Source organism: Geobacillus sp. FSL W8-0026 (assembly GCF_037966255.1).
GTDB classification, from domain to species: domain Bacteria; phylum Bacillota; class Bacilli; order Bacillales; family Anoxybacillaceae; genus Geobacillus; species Geobacillus icigianus.
Genome location: NZ_CP150194.1, coordinates 2588522 through 2609198 on the forward strand (window position 1 = coordinate 2588522; position 20677 = coordinate 2609198).

16 protein-coding genes and 1 riboswitch are annotated in these 20677 nt (G+C 53.4%); of the genes, 6 read left to right on the forward strand and 10 right to left on the reverse strand.

Annotated elements, in window-relative coordinates:
- The first annotated feature begins 328 nt into the window (after window positions 1-328).
- Complete coding sequence (locus NST29_RS12955) at window positions 329-1990, forward strand: methyl-accepting chemotaxis protein (protein ID WP_051985027.1); 1662 nt, start codon at window positions 329-331, stop codon at window positions 1988-1990.
- Window positions 1991-2054: 64 nt separating this feature from the next.
- On the opposite strand, the gene NST29_RS12960 is transcribed toward NST29_RS12955, so the two are convergent.
- Window positions 2055-3095: a membrane protein gene (locus NST29_RS12960; RefSeq protein WP_033017661.1), complete on the reverse strand. Its 1041-nt coding sequence runs from the start codon at window positions 3093-3095 to the stop codon at window positions 2055-2057.
- 317 nt (window positions 3096-3412) lie between these two features.
- Entirely contained in the window at window positions 3413-4171 is a 759-nt protein-coding gene (locus tag NST29_RS12965; protein WP_033843395.1) for a FixH family protein, read from the reverse strand.
- Between the two features lie 269 nt (window positions 4172-4440).
- Here NST29_RS12965 and NST29_RS12970 point away from each other — a divergent pair, with 269 nt between their 5' ends.
- Complete coding sequence (locus tag NST29_RS12970; protein WP_033017658.1) at window positions 4441-6576, forward strand: ATP-dependent Clp protease ATP-binding subunit; 2136 nt, start codon at window positions 4441-4443, stop codon at window positions 6574-6576.
- A 252-nt stretch (window positions 6577-6828) separates the two neighbouring features.
- A complete protein-coding gene (locus NST29_RS12975; RefSeq protein ID WP_033017657.1) occupies window positions 6829-7437 on the forward strand; it encodes a hypothetical protein in 609 nt (202 codons plus the stop codon).
- A gap of 174 nt (window positions 7438-7611) precedes the next feature.
- Here the strand turns inward: NST29_RS12975 and NST29_RS12980 are convergent, their stop codons facing one another.
- On the reverse strand, window positions 7612-9306 hold the full coding sequence (locus tag NST29_RS12980; protein ID WP_033017655.1) for a M3 family oligoendopeptidase: 1695 nt from the start codon (window positions 9304-9306) through the stop codon (window positions 7612-7614).
- Between the two features lie 404 nt (window positions 9307-9710).
- Window positions 9711-9842: a hypothetical protein gene (locus NST29_RS12985; protein WP_255358712.1), complete on the reverse strand. Its 132-nt coding sequence runs from the start codon at window positions 9840-9842 to the stop codon at window positions 9711-9713.
- Window positions 9843-9857: 15 nt separating this feature from the next.
- A riboswitch (Lysine riboswitch) is annotated at window positions 9858-10037 on the forward strand.
- Between the two features lie 76 nt (window positions 10038-10113).
- Here NST29_RS12985 and NST29_RS12990 point away from each other — a divergent pair.
- Window positions 10114-11538: an amino acid permease gene (locus tag NST29_RS12990; RefSeq protein WP_082799314.1), complete on the forward strand. Its 1425-nt coding sequence runs from the start codon at window positions 10114-10116 to the stop codon at window positions 11536-11538.
- A gap of 121 nt (window positions 11539-11659) precedes the next feature.
- Window positions 11660-13678 (forward strand): S9 family peptidase, encoded by a 2019-nt coding sequence (locus NST29_RS12995; RefSeq protein ID WP_339232229.1) that lies wholly within the window; start codon window positions 11660-11662, stop codon window positions 13676-13678.
- A gap of 330 nt (window positions 13679-14008) precedes the next feature.
- Here NST29_RS12995 and NST29_RS13000 read toward each other — a convergent pair whose 3' ends face one another.
- Entirely contained in the window at window positions 14009-14578 is a 570-nt protein-coding gene (locus tag NST29_RS13000; protein WP_172418596.1) for a phosphate propanoyltransferase, read from the reverse strand.
- A 175-nt stretch (window positions 14579-14753) separates the two neighbouring features.
- Window positions 14754-15215 carry a MarR family transcriptional regulator gene (locus tag NST29_RS13005; RefSeq protein ID WP_033017703.1) on the reverse strand — a complete coding sequence of 154 codons (462 nt, stop codon included), beginning with the start codon at window positions 15213-15215 and terminating at the stop codon, window positions 14754-14756.
- A 1250-nt stretch (window positions 15216-16465) separates the two neighbouring features.
- Here NST29_RS13005 and NST29_RS13010 point away from each other — a divergent pair.
- Complete coding sequence (locus NST29_RS13010) at window positions 16466-17200, forward strand: ZIP family metal transporter (protein WP_033843392.1); 735 nt, start codon at window positions 16466-16468, stop codon at window positions 17198-17200.
- 338 nt (window positions 17201-17538) lie between these two features.
- Here NST29_RS13010 and NST29_RS13015 read toward each other — a convergent pair whose 3' ends face one another.
- From NST29_RS13015 to mtnW, 4 genes are read right to left on the reverse strand one after another with little or no spacing between them, the layout of a single operon-like run.
- Window positions 17539-18081 (reverse strand): cupin domain-containing protein, encoded by a 543-nt coding sequence (locus tag NST29_RS13015; RefSeq protein ID WP_033017646.1) that lies wholly within the window; start codon window positions 18079-18081, stop codon window positions 17539-17541.
- Between the two features lie 31 nt (window positions 18082-18112).
- Window positions 18113-18745: a methylthioribulose 1-phosphate dehydratase gene (locus NST29_RS13020; protein ID WP_033017644.1), complete on the reverse strand. Its 633-nt coding sequence runs from the start codon at window positions 18743-18745 to the stop codon at window positions 18113-18115.
- Window positions 18742-19404 carry a 2-hydroxy-3-keto-5-methylthiopentenyl-1-phosphate phosphatase gene (gene mtnX / locus NST29_RS13025; protein WP_033017642.1) on the reverse strand — a complete coding sequence of 221 codons (663 nt, stop codon included), beginning with the start codon at window positions 19402-19404 and terminating at the stop codon, window positions 18742-18744. Before mtnX ends, NST29_RS13020 begins: the two co-directional genes overlap by 4 nt.
- A complete protein-coding gene (gene mtnW / locus NST29_RS13030) occupies window positions 19401-20642 on the reverse strand; it encodes a 2,3-diketo-5-methylthiopentyl-1-phosphate enolase (RefSeq protein ID WP_033017640.1) in 1242 nt (413 codons plus the stop codon). The genes mtnX and mtnW overlap by 4 nt, the downstream gene beginning before the upstream one ends.
- Window positions 20643-20677: the final 35 nt, after the last annotated feature.

A 20677-nucleotide genomic window follows, 5' to 3' on the forward strand; every position in this document is an offset into this window, starting at 1 on the left:
ATTTAAAGGGGAATACTGCTCTCCAACCGTGTTTCTCAAACGGAAAAACTTTGCAACGTCATCATGTCATTCCTTGGAATTTCTCATCAATCGAGCGAATCTATTGTTTTTCGCCAGCTTTCAAGTCCACTTCCAACCATCGATGATTTTTCTTCATCCCCCTCTGATCTCCTATTGATTCGACAAAATCTTCTATATATTATTAAAAATAGCCCCCTTGGTGAAACGTGCCGACCAGAAGGAGACGCCTTCTTCCCTATCACGCCAGTGCGTGCTCTTTGGCTGGACGCGTGTAAAAGACTGACGAAAAGAAAAAGGAGAATGCCGAATGAGTGACTTGACAAAGCGACGCCGCGCGAAACAGGCGTTGAAAAAAGCGACAGAAACAGCGGAATGGCTGCGGCGGTCCATGGACCCGACGCGCCCCCTTGAGGAGCAGCTTGACCGCCTCCGCGCCTTGTTGGATGAGCGGCTCGGCCAGGACGAATACTTTGTCGTTGTCGATGAAAACGGATACGGCCTCATTCATACCAACCGTCTCCGCGAAGGACGAACCTTCGCCGATCCGGTCGGGCTCGCCGCCGCCCGCACGAACGAGCCGCTATTGCAAGTGTACGAACGCGACACGGGCGAAGTGTTGATTGACGCTAGCTGCCCGCTTTGGACAGAGCCGAGTGGAAGACGGATCAATTTGCGGCTGGGACGGCTCATGCATCGCCCGTATTTGCCGTGGGTGTTCGCCAGCCTCGTCGCCCTTCCCGTCGCAGTTGGCGGGGGAATGGCGGCCGCTCGGCTGCCTGTCTGGTTGGCCGCCTTGGCCGCGATGATAGCGGGCGCAGCGCTTTCGTTTTTCTGGGAACGGCGGCTGACAACCGAACTGCGCCGTTGGTACCGCGTTGCCCGCACCGCCTCTTCCGGCCAATTGCACGCCGAAGTGGAAACGGCGGGGAAACGGAACGAATTTCACCAAATCGCTTACGAAATCAACAAAATGATTCTCGGCATCCGCACGATGATCACCGAGCTCGGCAAAGCAGCGAAAACGGTGCGGGATGTCAGCCATGAGCAACAAATGGAAATGCGCCGCTTGTCCGAATCGTTTGACGAAATCGCTGCCGCAGTGGAAACGTTCCGTGAAGGAGCCAAGCAACAAACCGACGCCGTCCGACAAGCCGATGACGTTATCCAACAAATGGTGGAGCGCGTCCAAGGAATGCGTTCCGCTGTAGAGCGGGTCGTCAGGCAGGCCGATGAAGCGTGGTCATCGGCGGCTGAGGGCATTCGCCTCATGGACGAAACGAAAACGAATATGGATGCCATGCAGATCGGCATCGGGGAGACGACCACCTTAATCGACAAGGCGGCCAAAGAAGCCGGGCGCGTTCATGAGATGATCGCCGCCATTCGCACGATCGCCAAACAGACGAACTTGCTCGCCCTGAACGCGTCGATCGAGGCGGCGCGGGCCGGCGAGGCAGGGCGTGGGTTTTCCATCGTCGCCCAAGAGGTGCGCAAACTCGCCGAAGACACAAACGCGTTTGCGTCGGAAATTTTTTCCTCACTTGACGCTATGGCGAACGCGCTCAAAGAAGCGGTCGATGCCGCGCAAGGAAGCGGCCGGCACGTAGAAAAAACGAAAGATTCGCTGTGGAAAACCGGGGAAACATTCACGGCGCTCGGCAACATGTTTGCGCAGCTGAACGGCTTGCTTCAACAAAACGAAGCCTACGTCAACGATATCACCGCCGACGGCAGACGCCTCAGCGAATTGATGGAAGGCGTGCGCACTGTCGCCACCGAATTTTCCAACATGGTTCATGAAACATCGGCCGGGCTCGAACAGCAGACGCTCGCTCTTCATCAGCTGGCGCGCGAAGCGGATGCACTGGCAGCGGCAGCGCGCGAATTGGATAAGATGATTTCCCGCTTTCACTTCGAAAAGACCGAGAAAACCGCTGAAGTTGGTGACAGGCCCACTTCCCTTCAATGACCGGTTTTATAAAAGCAAACCCTTTTGCTTCTCGGCCGCTTGGGCAAGGAGCAAAAGGGCTTGTTTACCGCTTTGGCATGCGCCGGCGCCAAAGAAGCCATAACAAACAAATGCTTATGTAACCGAACAACGGATAGACCATCGACAACAGCTCCCCGTAGCGAAACGGGCTGACAGCAGCAAACAGCAGCACAAGCAGCACCCCAAGCGGTTTCCCGCCCCCGGGCCACCAGGCGCGCGCCTGACGTTCCAGCCCAAACAATCCGCCGATGACGGAGGTGAAAATTTCCCCGTAAATCACGACGACATAAAACCAATAAAGCACGGCGAAAAACGTCCGAACCACCTGAGCCATCGGAATTTCATCGCCCGCGTGATGCGGAAACGACAACAGCACCGTATGATTCAACAGCAGCAGCCCCGTCAGCAGCAAGCCGCCCAACACCGCGCCGCGCTTGACCACCCGCTCATTCGCCGCTTCGCGGGCGACGGGAACAAGCACCGCTTGCGCCATGGCCAAGTTAAACGCCGCATAAGAAAACGGCGCCATCATCGCTTTCAGCGAATAGTCCGCTGCTGTTGCCCCCGGTCGGCATAGATGCCCGGCTGTCGCCATTTTGAGCAAAATCGTGACGCTAAACAACACCATCATCGGCACTACAAACACATTCACGCCAAACAGCCCTTTGCGGTCGAGCAACATGACCGTCAACGCCGCGCCAAGCGTCAGCGCAATCCCCGCCTGCCGCGGCCAGCCGAGCTGCTCTTCAAACACCGCGCCCGCCCCGGCAATCATCACCGCCGTCACCCCTGCCACCATGCACGTCATCACGAAGGTCACTAGCGGACTGAGCCGTTTCCCGAACAAATAGCGATTCAATTCATCGTAAGAGGCGGCGCCAAGGCGGCGCGCCATCACCATGAGCCGCGCCCCGCCCCAAGTGAACAGCGCGCCGCTGACCGCCACCCCGATCGTCCCCGCCGTTCCATACCGGGTAAAAAATTCAATGATTTCTCTGCCCGTCGCGAATCCAGCGCCGATCACCGTACCGACATACACGGCAGCAATTTGCCACGCCTCCGCCCATTCCGTTTTTTTTCTCACCGTCTGCCATCTCCTTCTCTTGCCCTCTCTTTTCATTCCATGTATATGTCCGCAGCGGACAAGAAAGACGGCCGAACCGGAGAATGTTCCTCAATAGAAAAAACAGGCTGACCCAAAGGGTTGTCTGCCTTCAAGAATAGAAAAAACGGTGCTGACCCAAAAGGTTGTCTGCCTTCAAGAATAGAAAAAACGGTGCTGACCCAAAAGGTTGTCTGCCTTCAAGATCGACACAACATATAGTGCGGCAGAAGCAGTCAGAACGTATATATAGCAACGAAAGAGGGTATCCCGTTCCTTTTGGGACACCCTCGTCTTCGTTAGTGCGCCATCACTTGTTCGACTTGATGTTCATGCAGGGAGGCCGCTTCGACATGCACTTTCACGGAATACGTTCCCGGCGTAGCAAACGTCACCTCCGCCTGATAGTCACCGTTTCCGGCTTCTTTTGTTTCGACAAACTCATGTTTGTTGTCCGCCTGCCAAATTTCAAAACGGACGGTCGCCTTCGTCAGCGGCTTTCCGTCTTTCATGATGCGAACCGCTAAGGTCACTGGTTTTCCGGCTGTCACCGAATGGGAAGATAACGACATGGACACACTGTTGTCGTGGTGATGGCCTGCCTCACCGTGCTGATGATCCGCCTCGCCGGACGGGTGGCTGTCCGATTCTCCTTTTTCAGCCGCTTGGCTTGGATTGCCGACGACAACATCTTTTTTCGGCATGTTGTGCATATCGCGTGCCGTCACATGGGCGACAACGGAATACGTCCCCGCTTCGGTGAACGTTTTGGTGACCGAATAGCGCCCGCTGCCATCGCGCTTCGCTTTCAGCATGTCGCGATCGCCGGCGCCGTGCTTCCACACTTCAAATTTTACTTCGCTCGCATCGTCTACTTTTTCACCGCCATACGTCACGACACAAGCGAGCTTCGTCGGCTTGTTCAACTCGATATGATCGGGTATCTCCATCTTCACATCAAGCACAGCCGGCGTTTCCGTTCGCTTATTGTTGTCCGAGCAAGCCGCCGCTGTGAGGACGATCAACGTAGCCGCACACGCTAACGCGAACCGTTTCATGTTCCTGTTCTCCTTTCCATCTAAGAGCTGTCATGCCATTTGCCCGACCGGACAGGTGAACAAAACAGTCTCTTTTTCTGTTTTTCAGTTTATCATAGCTTCGTTCCACCTCTATTAGTCTTCACCATTTTTTCAAAAACATTTCATCGTTATCACAAATTTTTTTGCGCAAAACACTTGAAAGTCAAAAAAGGTCAAAGTATAATAGAGTCAGAAGATCAAAGAAAGTCAAAGTCAAACTACTAGTAACGGAGAAGGGGGTATTCCTCATGCGTTGCCAAGCATGCCAACAACGTGAAGCAACGGTGTTTGTCAACTTGCAATGGAATGGTGAGAAAAAACAGCTTCATCTTTGCCATACATGCTATGAAAAACAAAAACAGCAACTGTCAATTCCAATGAACTTCGGCTTTTCGCCGTTTTCGTTTGACGACTGGTTCGCTGGTCATCTGGCGGCGGCCAACGCGCAAGCGGCCGCGCCGGAAACAGCGGCCAAACACCCGCAGCGTCATGGCGGCGGATTTTTGGATCAATTTGGCCGCAACTTGACGCAAATGGCCAAAGCGGGCTTAATCGACCCCGTCATCGGCCGCGACAAAGAAATTGCGCGCGTTATTGAAATTTTGAACCGCCGCAACAAAAACAATCCGGTGTTGATCGGGGAGCCGGGCGTCGGGAAAACGGCGATCGTTGAAGGGCTGGCGCTGAAAATCGCCGAAGGAAACGTGCCGGAAAAATTGTTGAACAAAGAAGTGTACTTGCTTGATGTGGCATCGCTTGTCGCCAACACCGGCATCCGCGGTCAATTCGAAGAGCGGATGAAACGGCTCATCGCCGAACTGCAAGAGCGGAAAAACGTCATCTTGTTCATTGACGAAATTCATCTGCTCGTCGGCGCTGGCGCTGCCGAAGGGTCGATGGATGCCGGCAACATTTTAAAACCGGCGCTCGCCCGCGGCGAACTGCAAGTCGTCGGAGCAACAACGTTGAAAGAATACCGGCACATTGAAAAAGACGCCGCTCTTGAACGCCGCTTCCAACCGGTCATCGTAAACGAACCGACCGTTGACGAAGCGATCGCCATCTTAAAAGGCATTCAACCAAAATATGAGCAGTTCCACCACGTTCGTTATACAGACGAGGCGATCGAAGCGTGCGTTAAACTCGCGCACCGCTACATCCAAGACCGCTTCCTGCCGGACAAAGCGATCGACTTGTTGGACGAGGCCGGCTCGAAAGCGAACTTGCACCTCGGCCCGACCGATGAAAAACAGCTGCAAGAGCGGCTGATGCAAATCGCGAAAGAAAAAGAACAAGCGGCGAAAGAAGAAAACTATGAGCTGGCGGCGAAACTGCGCGATGAAGAGCTGAAACTGGAGAAACAGCTCGACCAAGGCGTCACCCAAGAACGCCCTGTCGTGGATGCCGCCGATATCGAGCAAATCATCGCCGAGAAAACCGGCATCCCGGTCGGCAAGCTGCAAGCCGATGAAAAAGAAAAAATGAAACATCTCGAAGACAACTTGGCGAAAAAAGTGATTGGCCAAGCGGAAGCGGTGCAAAAAGTCGCCAAAGCGATTCGCCGCAGCCGCGCCGGCTTGAAGGCGAAACACCGTCCGATCGGTTCGTTCTTGTTCGTCGGCCCGACCGGCGTCGGGAAAACGGAGCTCGCCAAAACGCTCGCTGAAGAGCTGTTTGGCACGAAAGACGCCATGATTCGCCTCGATATGAGCGAATACATGGAGAAACATTCCGTCGCGAAGCTGATCGGTTCACCGCCGGGCTATATCGGCTTTGAAGAAGCCGGTCAGCTGACGGAAAAAGTGCGCCGCCATCCGTACAGCATCATCTTGCTCGATGAGATTGAAAAAGCGCACCCAGACGTGCAGCACATCTTCCTGCAAATTTTGGAAGACGGCCGCTTGACCGACAGCCAAGGCCGCACCGTCAGCTTCAAAGACACGGTCATCATCGCGACAAGCAACGCCGGCGTCACCGACAAAAAAATCACCGTCGGCTTTGAAAAACAAAGCGGCGGCCCATCAAGCGTCCTTGACTCACTCAGCGCTTACTTCAAGCCCGAATTTTTGAACCGCTTCGACGCCATCATCGAGTTCAAGCCGCTCGAAAAAGCGCACTTGCTTGAGATTGTCGACTTGATGCTCGCCGATGTCAAAGCGGCGATGCGCGAACAAGGCATTGAACTCGACGTGACGGAAGCGGCGAAAGAAAAGCTGGCTGAGCTCGGCTACCATCCGGCCTTCGGCGCCCGCCCGCTCCGCCGCGTCATCCAAGAGCATGTTGAAGACAACATCGCCGACTGTCTTCTTGACGCTGACCAATCGGTGCGCGCGATCCGCATCGATGTCAAAGGAGACGCCATCGTGGCGCAAATCGCCTCGTAACCGTCTGACGAACATCGTCTCACCTTGAACAAAAGGTGAGGCGTTTTTTTATGACCAATACCACAAATCGAAAAATGTCGAATTTTCACTAACGGTTGTGCTTGGCATTTTTCTTATTTGATGAGACAATCAATTTGAAAATATTGTTAGTGTTTGTAGCGTAAAAAGCGATCCTGTCTCTCGGCCTTGGTTTTGGCATCTGAAAAGCGGGAGCCCAATTCCTCCAACCTATCTTCATGAATGGGTGATTTTATGAAGGAAAAGTTCTTTTACCCTCTTTTTATCGGCGTTCTCTTGCTGGCGGCGTGCGAGCGCGGACATGATCCTACCCCCGCTCCGCACCATGTAGGGAAAGAAGCGGTACAAGGAAACGAGCAAAAGGAAAAAGTAAAAAAGGAACAGAAGCCGTTATCGCTAGAGGAGAAATTTCTGCCACCGCATTTTTTAGTCAATGAATTTACCGCCAAAGCAACGAGCCGCTCGATTCACTTGACGATGCGTTACACCCTCTCGGAGCAGCTGTATCAGTTGCTTGAACAGTATCGAGATTACTATTTCGTCATTCAATATCCAGAGGAACTTTCTCGCGTGACCCATGTTGACCGTTCGAACGCCGTCAAAGGCCCTTTGCCGGCCAACGGACAGTTGTCATATACCATCACCATTTCTTCCTCATGGATAGACGATATCCCAAAAGATTTGATCAATCGAATTAATCATGGGGACTTGCGGTACAATCTTCTCATCTTGGACAAAGAACGATCCCCTGTCCATATTTTTAACGATGTCCAGTGGTATCCATCGTTCGATCCAAACAAAGGATCCAGCGTCATTTCGGAAGACGACGGTGCCAGAACATGACGGCCGTTCGGTCAAACGTTTTGACCGAACGCACGTCCGTCGCTGCTTGATGCCGAAGCCATCCTCCGTTACGCGAAAGAAAACAACTAGGCCGGCTCCTTGGCGGAAGCCGGCCGGTTAGCGGCGCAGACCGTTCATCAACACGCGGATCGTCCGTTCCATTTCCGCTTTCATTCACAACGCTTTGTCATCGACACTGTCCAGCCACCGCTCGATATGGCCGATAACCGAAGCGACCGCCCCGTCGGCAAACGGCGACTGGAGGTTGGCGCTTTGGACGAGCTCGGTGAACGGCCGGCTGCCGCCCAATCGGCAAAGCGCCACATAGTCGCGCCACGCCGCAGCCCGGTCGTCTTCCGCCCGCTTCCAAAACTGGAACGCGCACACTTGCGCGAGCGTGTAGTCGATGTAATAAAACGGGTCGGTGTAGATGTGCCCTTGCCGCTGCCAAAAGCCGCCTCGTTCAAGGTAATCGTGGCCGTCGTAATCCTTTGTCGGCAAATACACGTTCTCAATGTCACGCCATGTTTTCTTCCGCTCGGCCGGCGTCATGTCCGGGCGCTCGTAGACGGCGTGCTGGAATTCATCGACCGCGACGCCGTACGGCAAAAACAAGAGCGCGTCGCTCAAATGGGCGAACCGGTATTTGTCGGCATCTTCGGCGAAAAACAGCTCCATCCACGGCCATGTGAAAAATTCCATGCTCATCGAATGGATTTCGCACGCCTCAAGCGTCGGCCAGTTGTATTCCGGGATATCGTAATGGCGGCTTTCGTACACTTGGAACGCATGCCCTGCTTCATGGGTCAATACGTCAATGTCGCTGGACGTTCCGGTAAAGTTCGAGAAAATAAACGGCGCTTGGTAGTCGTCAATATACGTGCAATAGCCGCCGCTCGCTTTCCCTTTTTTGGCGACGAGGTCCATCAGTTCATGTTCGACCATATAGCGGAAAAACGCGCCCGTTTCCGGCGACAGCTCTTCATACATGCGCCGGCCGTTGTCGACGATCCAAGCGGCGTCCCCTTTTGGCGCCGGATTGCCGCTCGGGAACATGAACGGCTCATCATAATACGTAAGCCGATCGACCTGAATCCGCTGCCGCTGGCGTTCGCGCAGTTTGACGGCGAGCGGGACGATGTGCGCTTTCACTTGCCGGCGGAAGTTGGCAACCATCTCGGCATTGTAATCGGTCCGGCCTAAACGGGCATAACCGAGCTCGACAAAATTTTTGAACCCGAGCTTCTCGGCGATCGCGGTGCGCACATGAACGAGCTCATCGTACAGCTCATCAAGCTCTTTTTCATGATCGGTGAAAAACGAAAACCTCGCTTCGCTCGCCCGTTTGCGCACCGAGCGATCCGGCGATTCGACGAACGGCTGCAGCTGGGCGAGCGTCCGCTCTTCGCCTTCAAACATGATTTTCGCTGAGGCGATCAGCTTCGTATATTCGCTTGCCAGCTTGTTCTCTTTTTGCAAGTCTTCCATCACTGCCGGAGCGTACGTTTTCAGCTGCGTTTCCGCCAAGGCAAACAGCTGCGCGCCCCACGTTTTTTCGAGCTCGGCGCGAAACGGCGACTCGACAAGGGCGCGGTAATAGTCGTTGACGAGCCCTTTGACGATCGGCCCCGTTTCATCAAAAAAGTCTTGTTCTTTCTTATAAAACTCATCGTTTGTATCGATCGTATGGCGAATGTGGCACAAATTCGCCATCGTGCTGTAGCGGCGGCGCAGCTCGTTCACCCGTTTCATCGCCTCGTGCTGACCGGCGGCGCTCCCGGCGCGGCGGAACGCATCGAGCGCTTCTTGAAACGCGTCCTGCAACTGATCGATGTCCGGCCGCTCATAGCGAAACTCGGAAAATTTCATCGTCATCCCCTTCTCTCTTCACGAATGATCTCATCACCATGCATTGGGCTCGTATTTTTCGCCCATTTTGTCTATTCGCCGTCGTGCAAAAATCTCCTGCCTTTTCCAACCTTTGAATTTTGCCCGGACGATCCGAAAAAAGCGGGAACATCCTTCTTCTATCCCACATCTTTCTAAGAGGCGGTGATTTACTCGCGCAACCGCTTCCCAGCATCGTTTTTCAAATAGAAAAGCCTTGCAACAGTGCACACTTTTTTTCATCGACCAAAGTCACCAGCCTTTAAGAGGGCGGTGATTTAAGGGAGCAAGCCGCTGATCAAGCCCGTTTCTCCCGTAGAAAAGCCTTGTCGCATCAGGATCGTCTTTCAAACGCTCCCCTATCGCTCAAAAGAAACAACCGTTTTTCACAAGACATCTAAAAGGCCGGTGAAAAATCGCTTCGTACCGGCTTTTCCATCCGAACGGTTCGGCGCCGTTTCCAGCAAAAACAACTTGACGTTTTTTGTCGAATTAAGTACGATAATGTCGGCAACCATATACCCCCTCTCCACCAATGGGATAGAGGTTGCGGTGAACAAAAGTAGCGCTGCCGAGGCTCGGAGCGGCTGATGACGCAGCGGGAAAGGGTTCACCGCCGAAGTTTGCGGCGCGCTCCGGCGCCGCAAGCTGGGACTGCGGCCGAACAGGCGCAGGACTGCCATCGCCTACGGCGATGGAGCGCTATCGCCATTCAGTCTGGATGCGAACATGCCATGCACCCGCTGAAGAGGCGCGGGTGCATATTTTTTTGAAAAGGAGTGTTAGCGGTTGGGCAAGCAACAAAAACTAGGCGTTTGGGTATTAACGGCGCTAGTCGTCGGCAATATGGTCGGTTCGGGAATTTTTATGCTGCCGCGTTCGCTCGCGGAGGCAGCCAGCCCCCTTGGCGTCATGCTCGCTTGGCTGTTGACCGGAACGGGCGTTTTGATGACGGCGCTTGTGTTTGGAAACTTAGCGATTCGCAAACCGAACTTGAACGGCGGGCCGCAAATTTACGCAAAAGAGCTGTTCCCGAAAGGGTCGAACTGGTCGATTTTATCCGGGTTTATGTCATCATGGGGCTATTGGGTCGGCAACTTTGCCGGCAATGTCGCCATCATCACAACGTTTGCGAGCTACTTATCGACATTCTTTCCTGTCTTGACAAGCGACCACACCGTGGCCATGATCGGTTCGTTTCCTTTGAAACTAGGAAATTTGCTGACGTTTCTCGTCTGCACGGCGCTCCTTTGGGGGATGCATGCCATCATTTTGCGCGGGGTGGAAAGCGCCGGAAAGCTCAATTTTGTGGCTACCGCCGCCAAAGTGCTCGGCTTTTTCCTGTTTATCGTCATCGCCTTGTTTGCCTTTGACAAGGCGGTCATCGGTCCCCTTAATGCTCCGCGCTATGACGGGGATGGGCAAGCGATCAGCCTGCTCGGGCAAATCAAAAACGCCGCGTTAGCGACGCTCTGGGCGTTTATCGGCGTTGAATCGGCGATGGTGTTCGCAGCGCGGGCCCGCAAACAGGCGGACGTCAAACGGGCGACGATCGCCGGTCTTCTGATCGCTTTGGCCATTTATATCGGCATCAGCTTTTTGGTGATGGGTGTCTTGCCGCAAGAGAAGCTCATTCAATCGGAAAAACCGCTCGTCGATGCCATTGTCGCCATCGTCGGTCCTATCGGCGGCTACGTGCTTGCCGGACTCGGCCTCATCAGCTTGCTCGGTTCGACGCTCGGTTGGATTTTGTTGAGCGCCGAGGTACCGTACCAAGCGGCGAAACAAGGGATGTTTTTGCCGTCCTTTTTAAAGGAAAACGACAGACGGGCGCCGAGCTTTTCATTGACCTTGTCCAATGCGTTGGCCCAGCTGTTTATCTTTTCAACGATTTCCCACTCGATGGCCGCGGCGTTTGACTTTGTCATTTACATCGCCACGCTGGCGTACCTCGTCCCGTACTTGATTGCGTCCGTCTTTCAATTAAAGCTTGTCATCACGGGCGAAACGTATCAAGGGGAGCGCAGCCGCCTAACGGATGGCGTCGTTGCCGCTGTAGCGTCCGTCTATTCGGTCTGGGTCGTCATCGCTGGCACGGCGGACATCAAAACGTTCCTCTTTGGTCTCACTTTGCTCGCGAGCGGTTTGATCTTTTACCCGCAAGTGAGAAAAGCAGCACAGCACGAGCGACAAAGACAAAAACGATCGGCATAATCAAAAGCAGGCGTCCGTCTCAACGGACGTTCGTTTTTTTTTGCACCAAAAGCAGGATTTTTCTTTCGAAAAGCGAAACAATCTATCAACCAAACATTTCTTACGAAAGAAGGGATCAGGCATGAACAGCGAACACGAAACGAAACGCCGCGGCATGACGGCAGAAGACTTGCTTCGCCTCCGCTCCGTGCGCGACCCGCACTACGCCCCGGACGGCACGCGCGTCGTGTTTGTGGAAAAATCGATCGACGAGGAAAAACAGTACCGCTCGCATCTATCGATGTGGACCGAAGACGGCTCCGTCCGTCCATGGACGTTCGGGCGCTGGCGCGATACGAAACCGCGCTTTTCCCCAACGGGGGAAGAGATCGCCTTTTTATCGGACCGCTCCGGACGCGCTCAGCTTTGGCTGTTGCCTGCCCATGGCGGCGAAGCGCGCCAGCTGACGTTTTTCAAAAATGGGGTGCGCGATTACGTTTGGGCGCCGGATGGAACGTTTCTCATCGCCCTAACGACGATCGGCGACAACGAAACGATCGCTGACCGCGAAGAGCCGGAAAAAAAGGAAGCGAAGCCGGCGGACCCGAAACCGCGCGTAGTCGAGCGTCTCTATTACAAATCAGACGCGGCAGGATTTCTTGACGACAAACGACCGGTGCTCGTGCGCATCGATGCGGCGACGGGAAAAGCGGAAGCGTTGACGAGCCGCGAGGAGGAAATCGGTTCGTTTGCGGTGTCGCCCAATGGACGGACGCTTGCCTTTGTGGCCAACCGAAACGAAGATCCCGACACCGTCTTTACACGCGACATTGTGCTGCTTGACCTCGAATCGAAAGCGGAAACGAATGTGACGAACGGATGCGGCACCTTCGCCTCGCTCGCTTGGTCGCCGGACGGAACAAAACTCGCCGCCATCGGTCATGATTTGGCTTATCTCGGGGCGACGCTTCACCGGCTTTACGTTTTTGAGCCGGAGCGTGGAACGGCGCGGGTGCTGACCGCCGATTGGGACGTCCATCTCGGCGATGCGATGATCGGCGACATGCACGCTGATGCGAAAGGCCCAGGCCCGATTTGGGCAAACGACGCAAGCGGCCTGTATGTCACCGCCTCGGAGCGCGGGCGCGTCAACGTATTTTTCATCCCGCTTGACGGACCCGTCGTTCCGATCATCGAAGGAGACTTCCATGTATACGGCCTCGCCGTCCATCCGAACGAACAGCAGGCCGTTGCCGCGATTAGCGAGCCGACAGTGATTGGGGATTTGTATGCCATCTCACTTGAAAACGGCGCAAAAACGCGGCTCACCACGGTCAATGAAGCGCTCGAGAACGAAGTCGCGCTCGCTGATGCCGAACCGTTTACCTACCAATCAACAGACGGTTCGGACATTCAAGGCTGGATCATGAAACCGCCCGGGCTTGGCGAAGGGGAAAAGGCGCCGCTTATCGTCGAAATTCACGGCGGGCCGCATGCGATGTACGGATTGACCTTTTTTCATGAATTTCAACTGCTCGTCTCGCACGGTTATGCCGTCTTATTCACCAACCCGCGCGGCAGCCACGGATATGGCCAGGCATTTGTCAATGCCGTGCGCGGCGACTATGGCGGCATGGATTATGAAGACATTATGGCCGGCGTCGACGCCGCCATTCGCCAATTCGACTTCATTGACGAAACACGGCTTGGCGTCACCGGCGGCAGCTACGGCGGCTTTATGACAAACTGGATCGTCGGGCATACGAACCGGTTCAAAGCGGCCGTCACCCAGCGCTCGATTTCCAACTGGCTCAGTTTCTCCGGCGTGAGCGACATCGGCTACTTTTTCACCAAATGGGAGGTCGGCTGCGACATGTGGGAAGACGCCGAGCGGCTTTGGCATCATTCGCCGCTCAAATACGTCAAACAGATGAACACGCCGCTTCTTATTCTTCACAGTGAGCGCGATTACCGCTGCCCGATCGAGCAGGCGGAACAACTGTTTATCGCCTTGAAACAACTCGGGCGAGAAACGAAATTCGTTCGCTTTCCGGACGCCAACCATGACTTGTCGCGCACCGGCAACCCGATGCTTCGCCTCGAGCGGCTTCGCCATATCGTCGAATGGTTTGACCGTTATTTGACCAAATCGCTGCCTTAACCCGAAAGGAGGAGCCGCCATGCACGCCCTTGTCATCAATCAGCGGCGGAGTCATTGATGCCATTCGACGTGATGCGCCGTTTCATCTGGTCGGCACCCTAGAAGGCTGGTGAAAAAACGATGTCACCACCAATCGGCGACATTTTCGTTAAGAAAAGAAAGCCGATTCTTCAAGGTTTCTCTAATTGAGAAATAGGTCGAACTCAACGTTGTTTTGCACGAAATCACCGGCACCCTAGATCGATCAGAGAAGAAGCGTCCGCGTTAACGGGAAGCGCCCTCTCGGAACGAACGAGAGGGCGCTTTGTTTGCCTTTGACACGGATGATTTTCATGACGGAAGCAGCTCAACATAATCGCCCGTTTTCAGGCCGGCCGCGTTCGCTTCATCCGTGTCGATGTGCATATCTAAGGCAAAATCGTCGCTGACGCGGACGATGACTTCATCAAAAATGAGCGCCCGCTCCCCTTGCGTTTTCACCTTCACGACTTGCTTGTCGCGAACGCCGAACGTCTCGGCATCTTTCGGCGTCATATGAATGTGCCGTTTGGCAATGATCACCCCTTTGTCGACGGTCACCGTCCCCTTCGGTCCGTGAATCGTAATGCCCGGCGTTCCGTCAATGTCGCCGGATAAGCGAACCGGTGGCGCGACGCCGAGCTTGAAGCTGTCGGTTTTCGAAATCTCGAGCTGCGTCAGCGAACGGACGGGACCGAGGACGCGGACGTTTTCGATTTTCCCTTTCGGCCCTTCGACCGTCACCGTCTCGTTCGCCGCAAACTGCCCGGGCTGCGACAGCGGCTTGAGCACGGTCAACTCGACGCCTTCGCCAAACAGCGCCGCCATATGCTCGCTCGACAAATGAATGTGGCGGTTCGACACCCCCACGGGAATCATCATACACGTTCCCTCCTTTGGCGTTGTTGCTTTCTTTATTAACGTATCCATTTTCGGCAAAAATAAAGAGGGTGTCCCAAAAGGACCGGGACGCCCTCTTTCGTCTCTATATATACGTACTGACTGCTTCTGTCGCACTATATGTTGTGCCTATCTTGAAAGAAGGCGACCTTTTGGGTCAGCCCCGATCAGTGAGGGCATGTTTCGCCCCGTATCCTAATTTTTTTAACAAAGCGATGGCCTGCTCCTTCTCCTCTGCGGTAAGCGCGGACACGGTGTCATGAATGGTTTCGGCGTGTTCTGGAAACACGCGCTCAATAAACCGCCGTCCTTCTTCCGTAATCGAAGCGTATGTAACGCGGCGATCCCGCTCGCAAGCGCGGCGGACGATCAACCCTTTGTTCTCCAGTTTATCGACAACGTACGTGATGCTGCCGCTGGCGAGCAAAATTTTCTCACCGATTTGCTGGAGCGGTTGATCGCCTTTATGATATAACAGTTCCAACACGGCAAACTCCGTGGGATTGACCCCGAATGAGTGGATCGATTTGTTGACTTGATCGCTGACCGCGCGATACGCCCGCGAGAGAACGATAAATAATTTTAACGATTGCTCCAATGCTTGTCCTTTCTGCTCCATGACATTCAATCCTTTGCATTTGACCATTTCTTACTTTCCATTATACTGGAACAGAAAGCAAGCAAGCAACCGTTCTTATCCATTATGTACATATTTTTCTCGCCGACCTGTTTCCTTTTTTCGAATCATGGTGATTTTATGAGGAGAGCCGATGCAAGTCGTTGCCAATCGGGAAGCACTGAAAAACCGGTTTTTCTTAACGATCTTCAACAATTTGACAAACTACAGCGTTTTTCTCCATTCCTTTCACAACCGACTAACAAGTCTATAATTTCTGTGAAATTACCGAACTGGCAGGGGCTTTCATCTTTGCGGTGAGGTCAGGCGCTGTCCATAAAACTTTTTCACACAGCATCTGATCTTTCATTTTCTACTACACAAGCGCATATGTAGAATAATATAATGCCAAGAATAATGAGAAACGCCGTTTCCTCAGATCGATTAGTAAGCATGTAAAAAAATTGAACCGATTGGAAAAAGTTTCTCCCTTCGAAAGCCTGTAGGAGTCCACAACCCTCCTTTAAGTTGCAATAAAGAATTTCCGATTTTTCGTTGCGGGTTTCATCTAAGTACAAGTTGATATGAGAGGAATCAGCGGGATGTAAACCAAAATTTCAACTTACTAACGATTATTTCTCGTGAGCAATAGGGAAGCGTTTGAAAGACGATGTTGATGCGACAAAGCTTTTTTATTTGAGAAACTAGAAGGCTGGTGAAAAACCGCTGATTCCCTTCATCAATGGGAGAATGATTGAAACGCAGGCCCGATACAACAAGGGTTTTTCTAATGGAGAAATGACATGGTAAATCCGTATACGCCATTAAATCACCAGCCTCCTAGAGGACTGGTGAAAAACGGTTGTTTCTTTTGAGCAATGGGGGAGCACTTGAAAGGTGATCCTGATGCAACGAGGCTTTTCTATTTGAGAAACGGGGTTGATAAGCGGCTTGCCCCCTTAAATCACCGGTCTCCTAGAAGGTTGGTGAAAAACTGCTGTTTGCCTTAATCGGCGATGGAACGCGTGAACATAGAGGCTGATGCAGCAAATTTTTTCTACTTGAGAAACGATCCGAAGAAGCGGTTGCGCGAGTAAATCACCAGCCTCCTAGATTCGTAAGCGGTCTGATCCTTTACATCACCAATATTTCAGTAATCGCCACTAATATTTGCAAAAAATCTGAGCGTTTGATCACATCAATAAAAAACGTCTCATAAACACAGCGAGAGAAGAAAAACGAGGAGGAATTCGATGAACAATATGCTGACCGGCAGCGTGCTATCTGCCTTATCAACTGGACTTGGCGCCGCACTCATTTTGTTCATAGCTCGATCACTTACCCATCGGTGGCGTGACATCTTGCTTGCCTTTTCTGCCGGTATCATGATGGCCGCTTCCATGGTCAATCTAGTCCCGCAAGCATTGCAAACAGGAAACTTTTCAACGCTATTCATTGGCCTTGCCGCAGGAATACTTGTTTTAACCATACTGGAATTAGCAGTTCCCCATCTCGACTTAGAACATACAAAAAGTGGGGTGCCGTTTGACGAAAAGGCAATGCTCATCATTGCTGCCATTACGTTGCACAATCTTCCGGAAGGACTATCAATCGGAGTCAGCTACGCCTCAAACAGCGCTGCTCCAATGGGCAATCTCATTGCCTTAGCCATTGGCTTACAAAATGCGCCAGAAGGGTTTCTAGTGGCCTTGTTTTTAGTCAACCAGCAAATCGGCCGCTTCAAAGCATTTTTGATCGCCACATTGACGGGAACAGTTGAAATAGTCACGGCACTGCTCGGCTTTTATTTGGCCTCTCTCTTTGAAAGCTTAGTTCCATATGGTTTGGCGTTTGCTGCTGGAGCCATGTTGTTTATTATTTACAAAGAACTCATTCCTGAAAGTCATGGTGATGGAAATGAGTGGGCAGCAACATACGCGTTTATTATCGGTATTTTATTTATGTTCTTTTTCATGGAAACATTGTAAACCCTACTAAGAAGGCCAGTGAAAAGCGGCAACCACGAGCAAAGCAGCAACATCTCGCCTACAAAAAAACCTGTTTCGCTGATATTTTTTAGAGAAGCAAATGGAATCGCACTATTTTGTCTGAAATCACTCCTCCTCTAGTGAGAGGGGAAACGCCTTAATAGAGCGAGAGAAGGGAACGAGCTGTTTTCATTTGAATAAAGTGGAATAGAACTAGGCAAACTACTTTATGAAGGAAGGCCACCGGTGCGGCCTCCCTCGTTCCACACCATTCTCAACGAGGCAGCACACTCAGACAAACCGAGCAGAAAATTTCCTGATTAGTCACAGTAGACTGTTCATCCGTTTCCTTCTTCTGTTTCCTCATACGGATGAGCGACCCAGCCGGACGGATCGATGAACAGGCGGACAGCCACCACCCGGCGGTCATCCATCAATGTGAAGTAGTGCGGATTCCCTTCCGGCACGGAAATGACATCGCCGGCTTCGAGTTCCACATCGAAATAGCCCGTTTCTTTGTCGCCTTTGATGATGAAAATGCCGTGGCCGGCCGTAATGGCGCGCACTTCATCTTCTGTATGAATGTGGACTTGTTCAAACTTTTTCAGCAGCTCATCCAAGTTCGGCGTCGCGTCGGACAAAGCGACAATGTCCCATGTTTTGTAGCCGCGGCGCGCCGCCAAGTCTTCGATCTCGTCTTTAAATGCCGCTAAAATTTCCGCTTTCTCTTCATCGCTTAACACATACTTGTCGTGCAAATGTTCCGGCAGCTTTGTAATATCCCAATGCTCGTACAAGACACCTTGGCTGTTTAAAAACGCGCGGACGTTGTCCTCTCCCTCAATCACTTGACCAGTTTTTTTCACTTTAATGACTGCCATCGTTTTCATCCTCCTTGGAAATGAATATAGATCAACCAACTGGCAAGCCAGCCCGTTGCAAAAGCAGCCGCTTTACTTGCCAGCGGAATAAAAACTCCCATGCTTCCAAATGTTTTTTCACTTCAAAGGCGTCGCGGCCCCAGACGGTGATGCCGTGGTTATGGATCAATACCGCGCCCGTATCGCCGTCGACATGTTTCGCGAATTTCGCGGCCAACGTCGGGATGTCGGCGTCATTGTCAATGATCGGAATGCGCACCGCGGCGTTTTCCTCCCAAATGCCGAACGCTTTGATGATTTCTTGGCCGGAAAAAACCGCCTCCCCGTTTTGGGCGTACACGTCGGAAATGAGGTTGTTGTCGACCGTATGGACGTGCAAGACGCAGCCGGCCTTCGTCCGCCGATAAATCTCAACATGCAGCAGCGTCTCCGCCGACGGCTTCAAATGCGTGTCTTCCGCCGGGTTTCCATCACCATCAACGAGCAGAAAATCTTCGTCTGTCTGCTTCCGTTTGTCTTTGCCGCTGGCCGTGACAAGAAAGGTGAGCGGATCGTTTGTCACTTTGATCGACAAATTGCCGCTTGTCGCGAAAAACCAGTCGCGGGCGGCAAGCTCGGCCTTCACCTCGGCGAGCTCGTTCCATTTTTGCACGACGAGGCTCATACGATCACCTCCACCTGCTGCAAATGATCCATCACATCAAAAAACGTCGCAAACGGCGCATGGGGTAAGCCAAGCTCTTGGCATTTTTGGAGCAAAAAATCGCGTGCCAACACGTAATCCGCTTGCTTCGCCACCGCTACGTCCGTAATCGAATCGCCGATGACGACATGATACCCGTCCGGGCGGGAAAGCTTGCGAAGGAGCGACGGCTTGCAGCAGCCGCAGCCGTTTTGGCACTCGCCGTCGCACGCGTAAGGCCACGTGATGCGGATCGTCGCGCCGCTGAAATCGGAGCCGTTGCAAAAAATGCACTCTCGTTCGATGATCCCGTCAAGCAGCGGGTAGACAAAAAAGTCGATCCCACCGCTCACCACATAGAGCGGAATGCCCTGCTCTTTCGTCCAAGCGGCGAATTCGCGAAACCCTTCGCGCAAACGGGCGGTGCCCCGCAGAAAATCGACGATTTCGCCCTTTAGCGAAGACGGAAGGAGGGAAAACATCTTCCCGACCCCTTCCTGAACGGAGATGCGCTCAGCGAGAATGTCGTCTTTGAGCGCCTCCCACTCCGGCGGGGCGAACTGTTTCATAATGGCGATAATGTTGTCGTTTTCCGTAATCGTGCCGTCAAAATCGCAAAAGAGAACAAGCTGCCTCGTCATGCTTCCACCTCAACAGCGCCCCAACGGTCGATCGCTTTTTGTAGGGCCTCGTTTTCAACAGCTGCTTCGCGGAGCGGCCGACCGGCCAACACCGCATCGATCGCCGCGCGAAACGCCTGGCCGCCGCCGATCGCCCCGTCCGGATGGCCGTGAATGCCGCCGCCGGCGTTGACGATGCTGTCAAGGCCGAAATCGCGGACAAGAAGCGGCACGAGCCCCGGATGAATGCCCGCCGACGGCACCGGAAACGCCCGCGCAAACGGCTCTTGGTCATCGGTGAGCGCCCGGGCGATGCCAAGCGCCTGCTCGCGCTCGAGAGCGACGCTGCCGTACGGCGACGGGAACAGGACGAAATCAGCCCCGGCGAGCCGCAACAGCTTGCCGAGCAACAGCGACGGGGCGACCCCGTAAAACTCAGACGGCGTGATCGCGCCGCTAAACGCCGGATGCGCCATAATCGGCACGGTGATGTTTTCATCCTCGCGCAGCCCTTGCAACACATCAAGCCCGTAGGCGAACACGTTAAACAACAGCACGTCGGCGCCAAGCTCGGCGGCCCGTTTCGCTTTTTCTTTCAGCTCAAACGTTTTACCGGTCAAGTTAACGGCGTACAGCGTCCGTTTGCCCGTTTGTTCGTACACTTCCCGAAGCGCGGCCTTTCCTTCCGTAATCCGCTTCTCAAACGGAAGAAGCTCGCTATCAAACAAAATTTCGTCATCTTTGACTAGGTCGACGCCGCCAAGCGCCTGTTTTTTCAATTCGGACGTCAAATACGCCAAATCGCGGCCGATGATGCCTTTAAAAATGCTCATTAACAGCGGGCGGTTATATACCCCGACTTTTTCGCGAATGCCGCTGATGCCAAAGCGCGGCCCCGGAAATTGCCGCTTCCACTCGTCCGGAAACTCGAGATCAAGCAGCCGCACTTCCCCATCAAGCGACAATTTGCCAAACGTCGTCACCAAAAGCGCCGGCAAATCAGCGCTGAAGTTGACCGTCGGATAGGCGATTTTGACGATCGCCCGCTTCAGCCGCTTGCCGAAATACGCGTTTACACGCTCGCTTTCGCCAAGCTCCTCAACGGCGACCACTTCCCCTTTATGTTTGCGAAGCTGCTCCTGCTCCAACGCCGGCAAGTCGGTCCACGTGCCGACCGTCAAGCCGAGCGCGATCCCTTCCGCCTTTTTGCGGATGTCTTTCTCGTCATGAAGCAAATACGTTGCCATCACTGCACTCATCATTCATCCCTCTTTCCAAAGAAAAAAGCCTCTTC

Coding starts and splice junctions, on each gene's coding strand:
- NST29_RS12955 (WP_051985027.1), top strand. CDS start 329: ATGAGTGACTTGACAAAGCGACGCCGCGCGAAACAGGCGTTGAAAAAA.
- NST29_RS12965 (WP_033843395.1), bottom strand. CDS start 4,171: ATGAAACGGTTCGCGTTAGCGTGTGCGGCTACGTTGATCGTCCTCACA.
- NST29_RS12970 (WP_033017658.1), top strand. CDS start 4,441: ATGCGTTGCCAAGCATGCCAACAACGTGAAGCAACGGTGTTTGTCAAC.
- NST29_RS12975 (WP_033017657.1), top strand. CDS start 6,829: ATGAAGGAAAAGTTCTTTTACCCTCTTTTTATCGGCGTTCTCTTGCTG.
- NST29_RS12980 (WP_033017655.1), bottom strand. CDS start 9,306: ATGAAATTTTCCGAGTTTCGCTATGAGCGGCCGGACATCGATCAGTTG.
- NST29_RS12985 (WP_255358712.1), bottom strand. CDS start 9,842: ATGGTTGCCGACATTATCGTACTTAATTCGACAAAAAACGTCAAGTTG.
- NST29_RS12995 (WP_339232229.1), top strand. CDS start 11,660: ATGAACAGCGAACACGAAACGAAACGCCGCGGCATGACGGCAGAAGAC.
- NST29_RS13000 (WP_172418596.1), bottom strand. CDS start 14,578: ATGATGATTCCCGTGGGGGTGTCGAACCGCCACATTCATTTGTCGAGC.
- NST29_RS13005 (WP_033017703.1), bottom strand. CDS start 15,215: ATGGAGCAGAAAGGACAAGCATTGGAGCAATCGTTAAAATTATTTATC.
- NST29_RS13010 (WP_033843392.1), top strand. CDS start 16,466: ATGAACAATATGCTGACCGGCAGCGTGCTATCTGCCTTATCAACTGGA.
- NST29_RS13015 (WP_033017646.1), bottom strand. CDS start 18,081: ATGGCAGTCATTAAAGTGAAAAAAACTGGTCAAGTGATTGAGGGAGAG.
- NST29_RS13020 (WP_033017644.1), bottom strand. CDS start 18,745: ATGAGCCTCGTCGTGCAAAAATGGAACGAGCTCGCCGAGGTGAAGGCC.
- mtnX (WP_033017642.1), bottom strand. CDS start 19,404: ATGACGAGGCAGCTTGTTCTCTTTTGCGATTTTGACGGCACGATTACG.
- mtnW (WP_033017640.1), bottom strand. CDS start 20,642: ATGAGTGCAGTGATGGCAACGTATTTGCTTCATGACGAGAAAGACATC.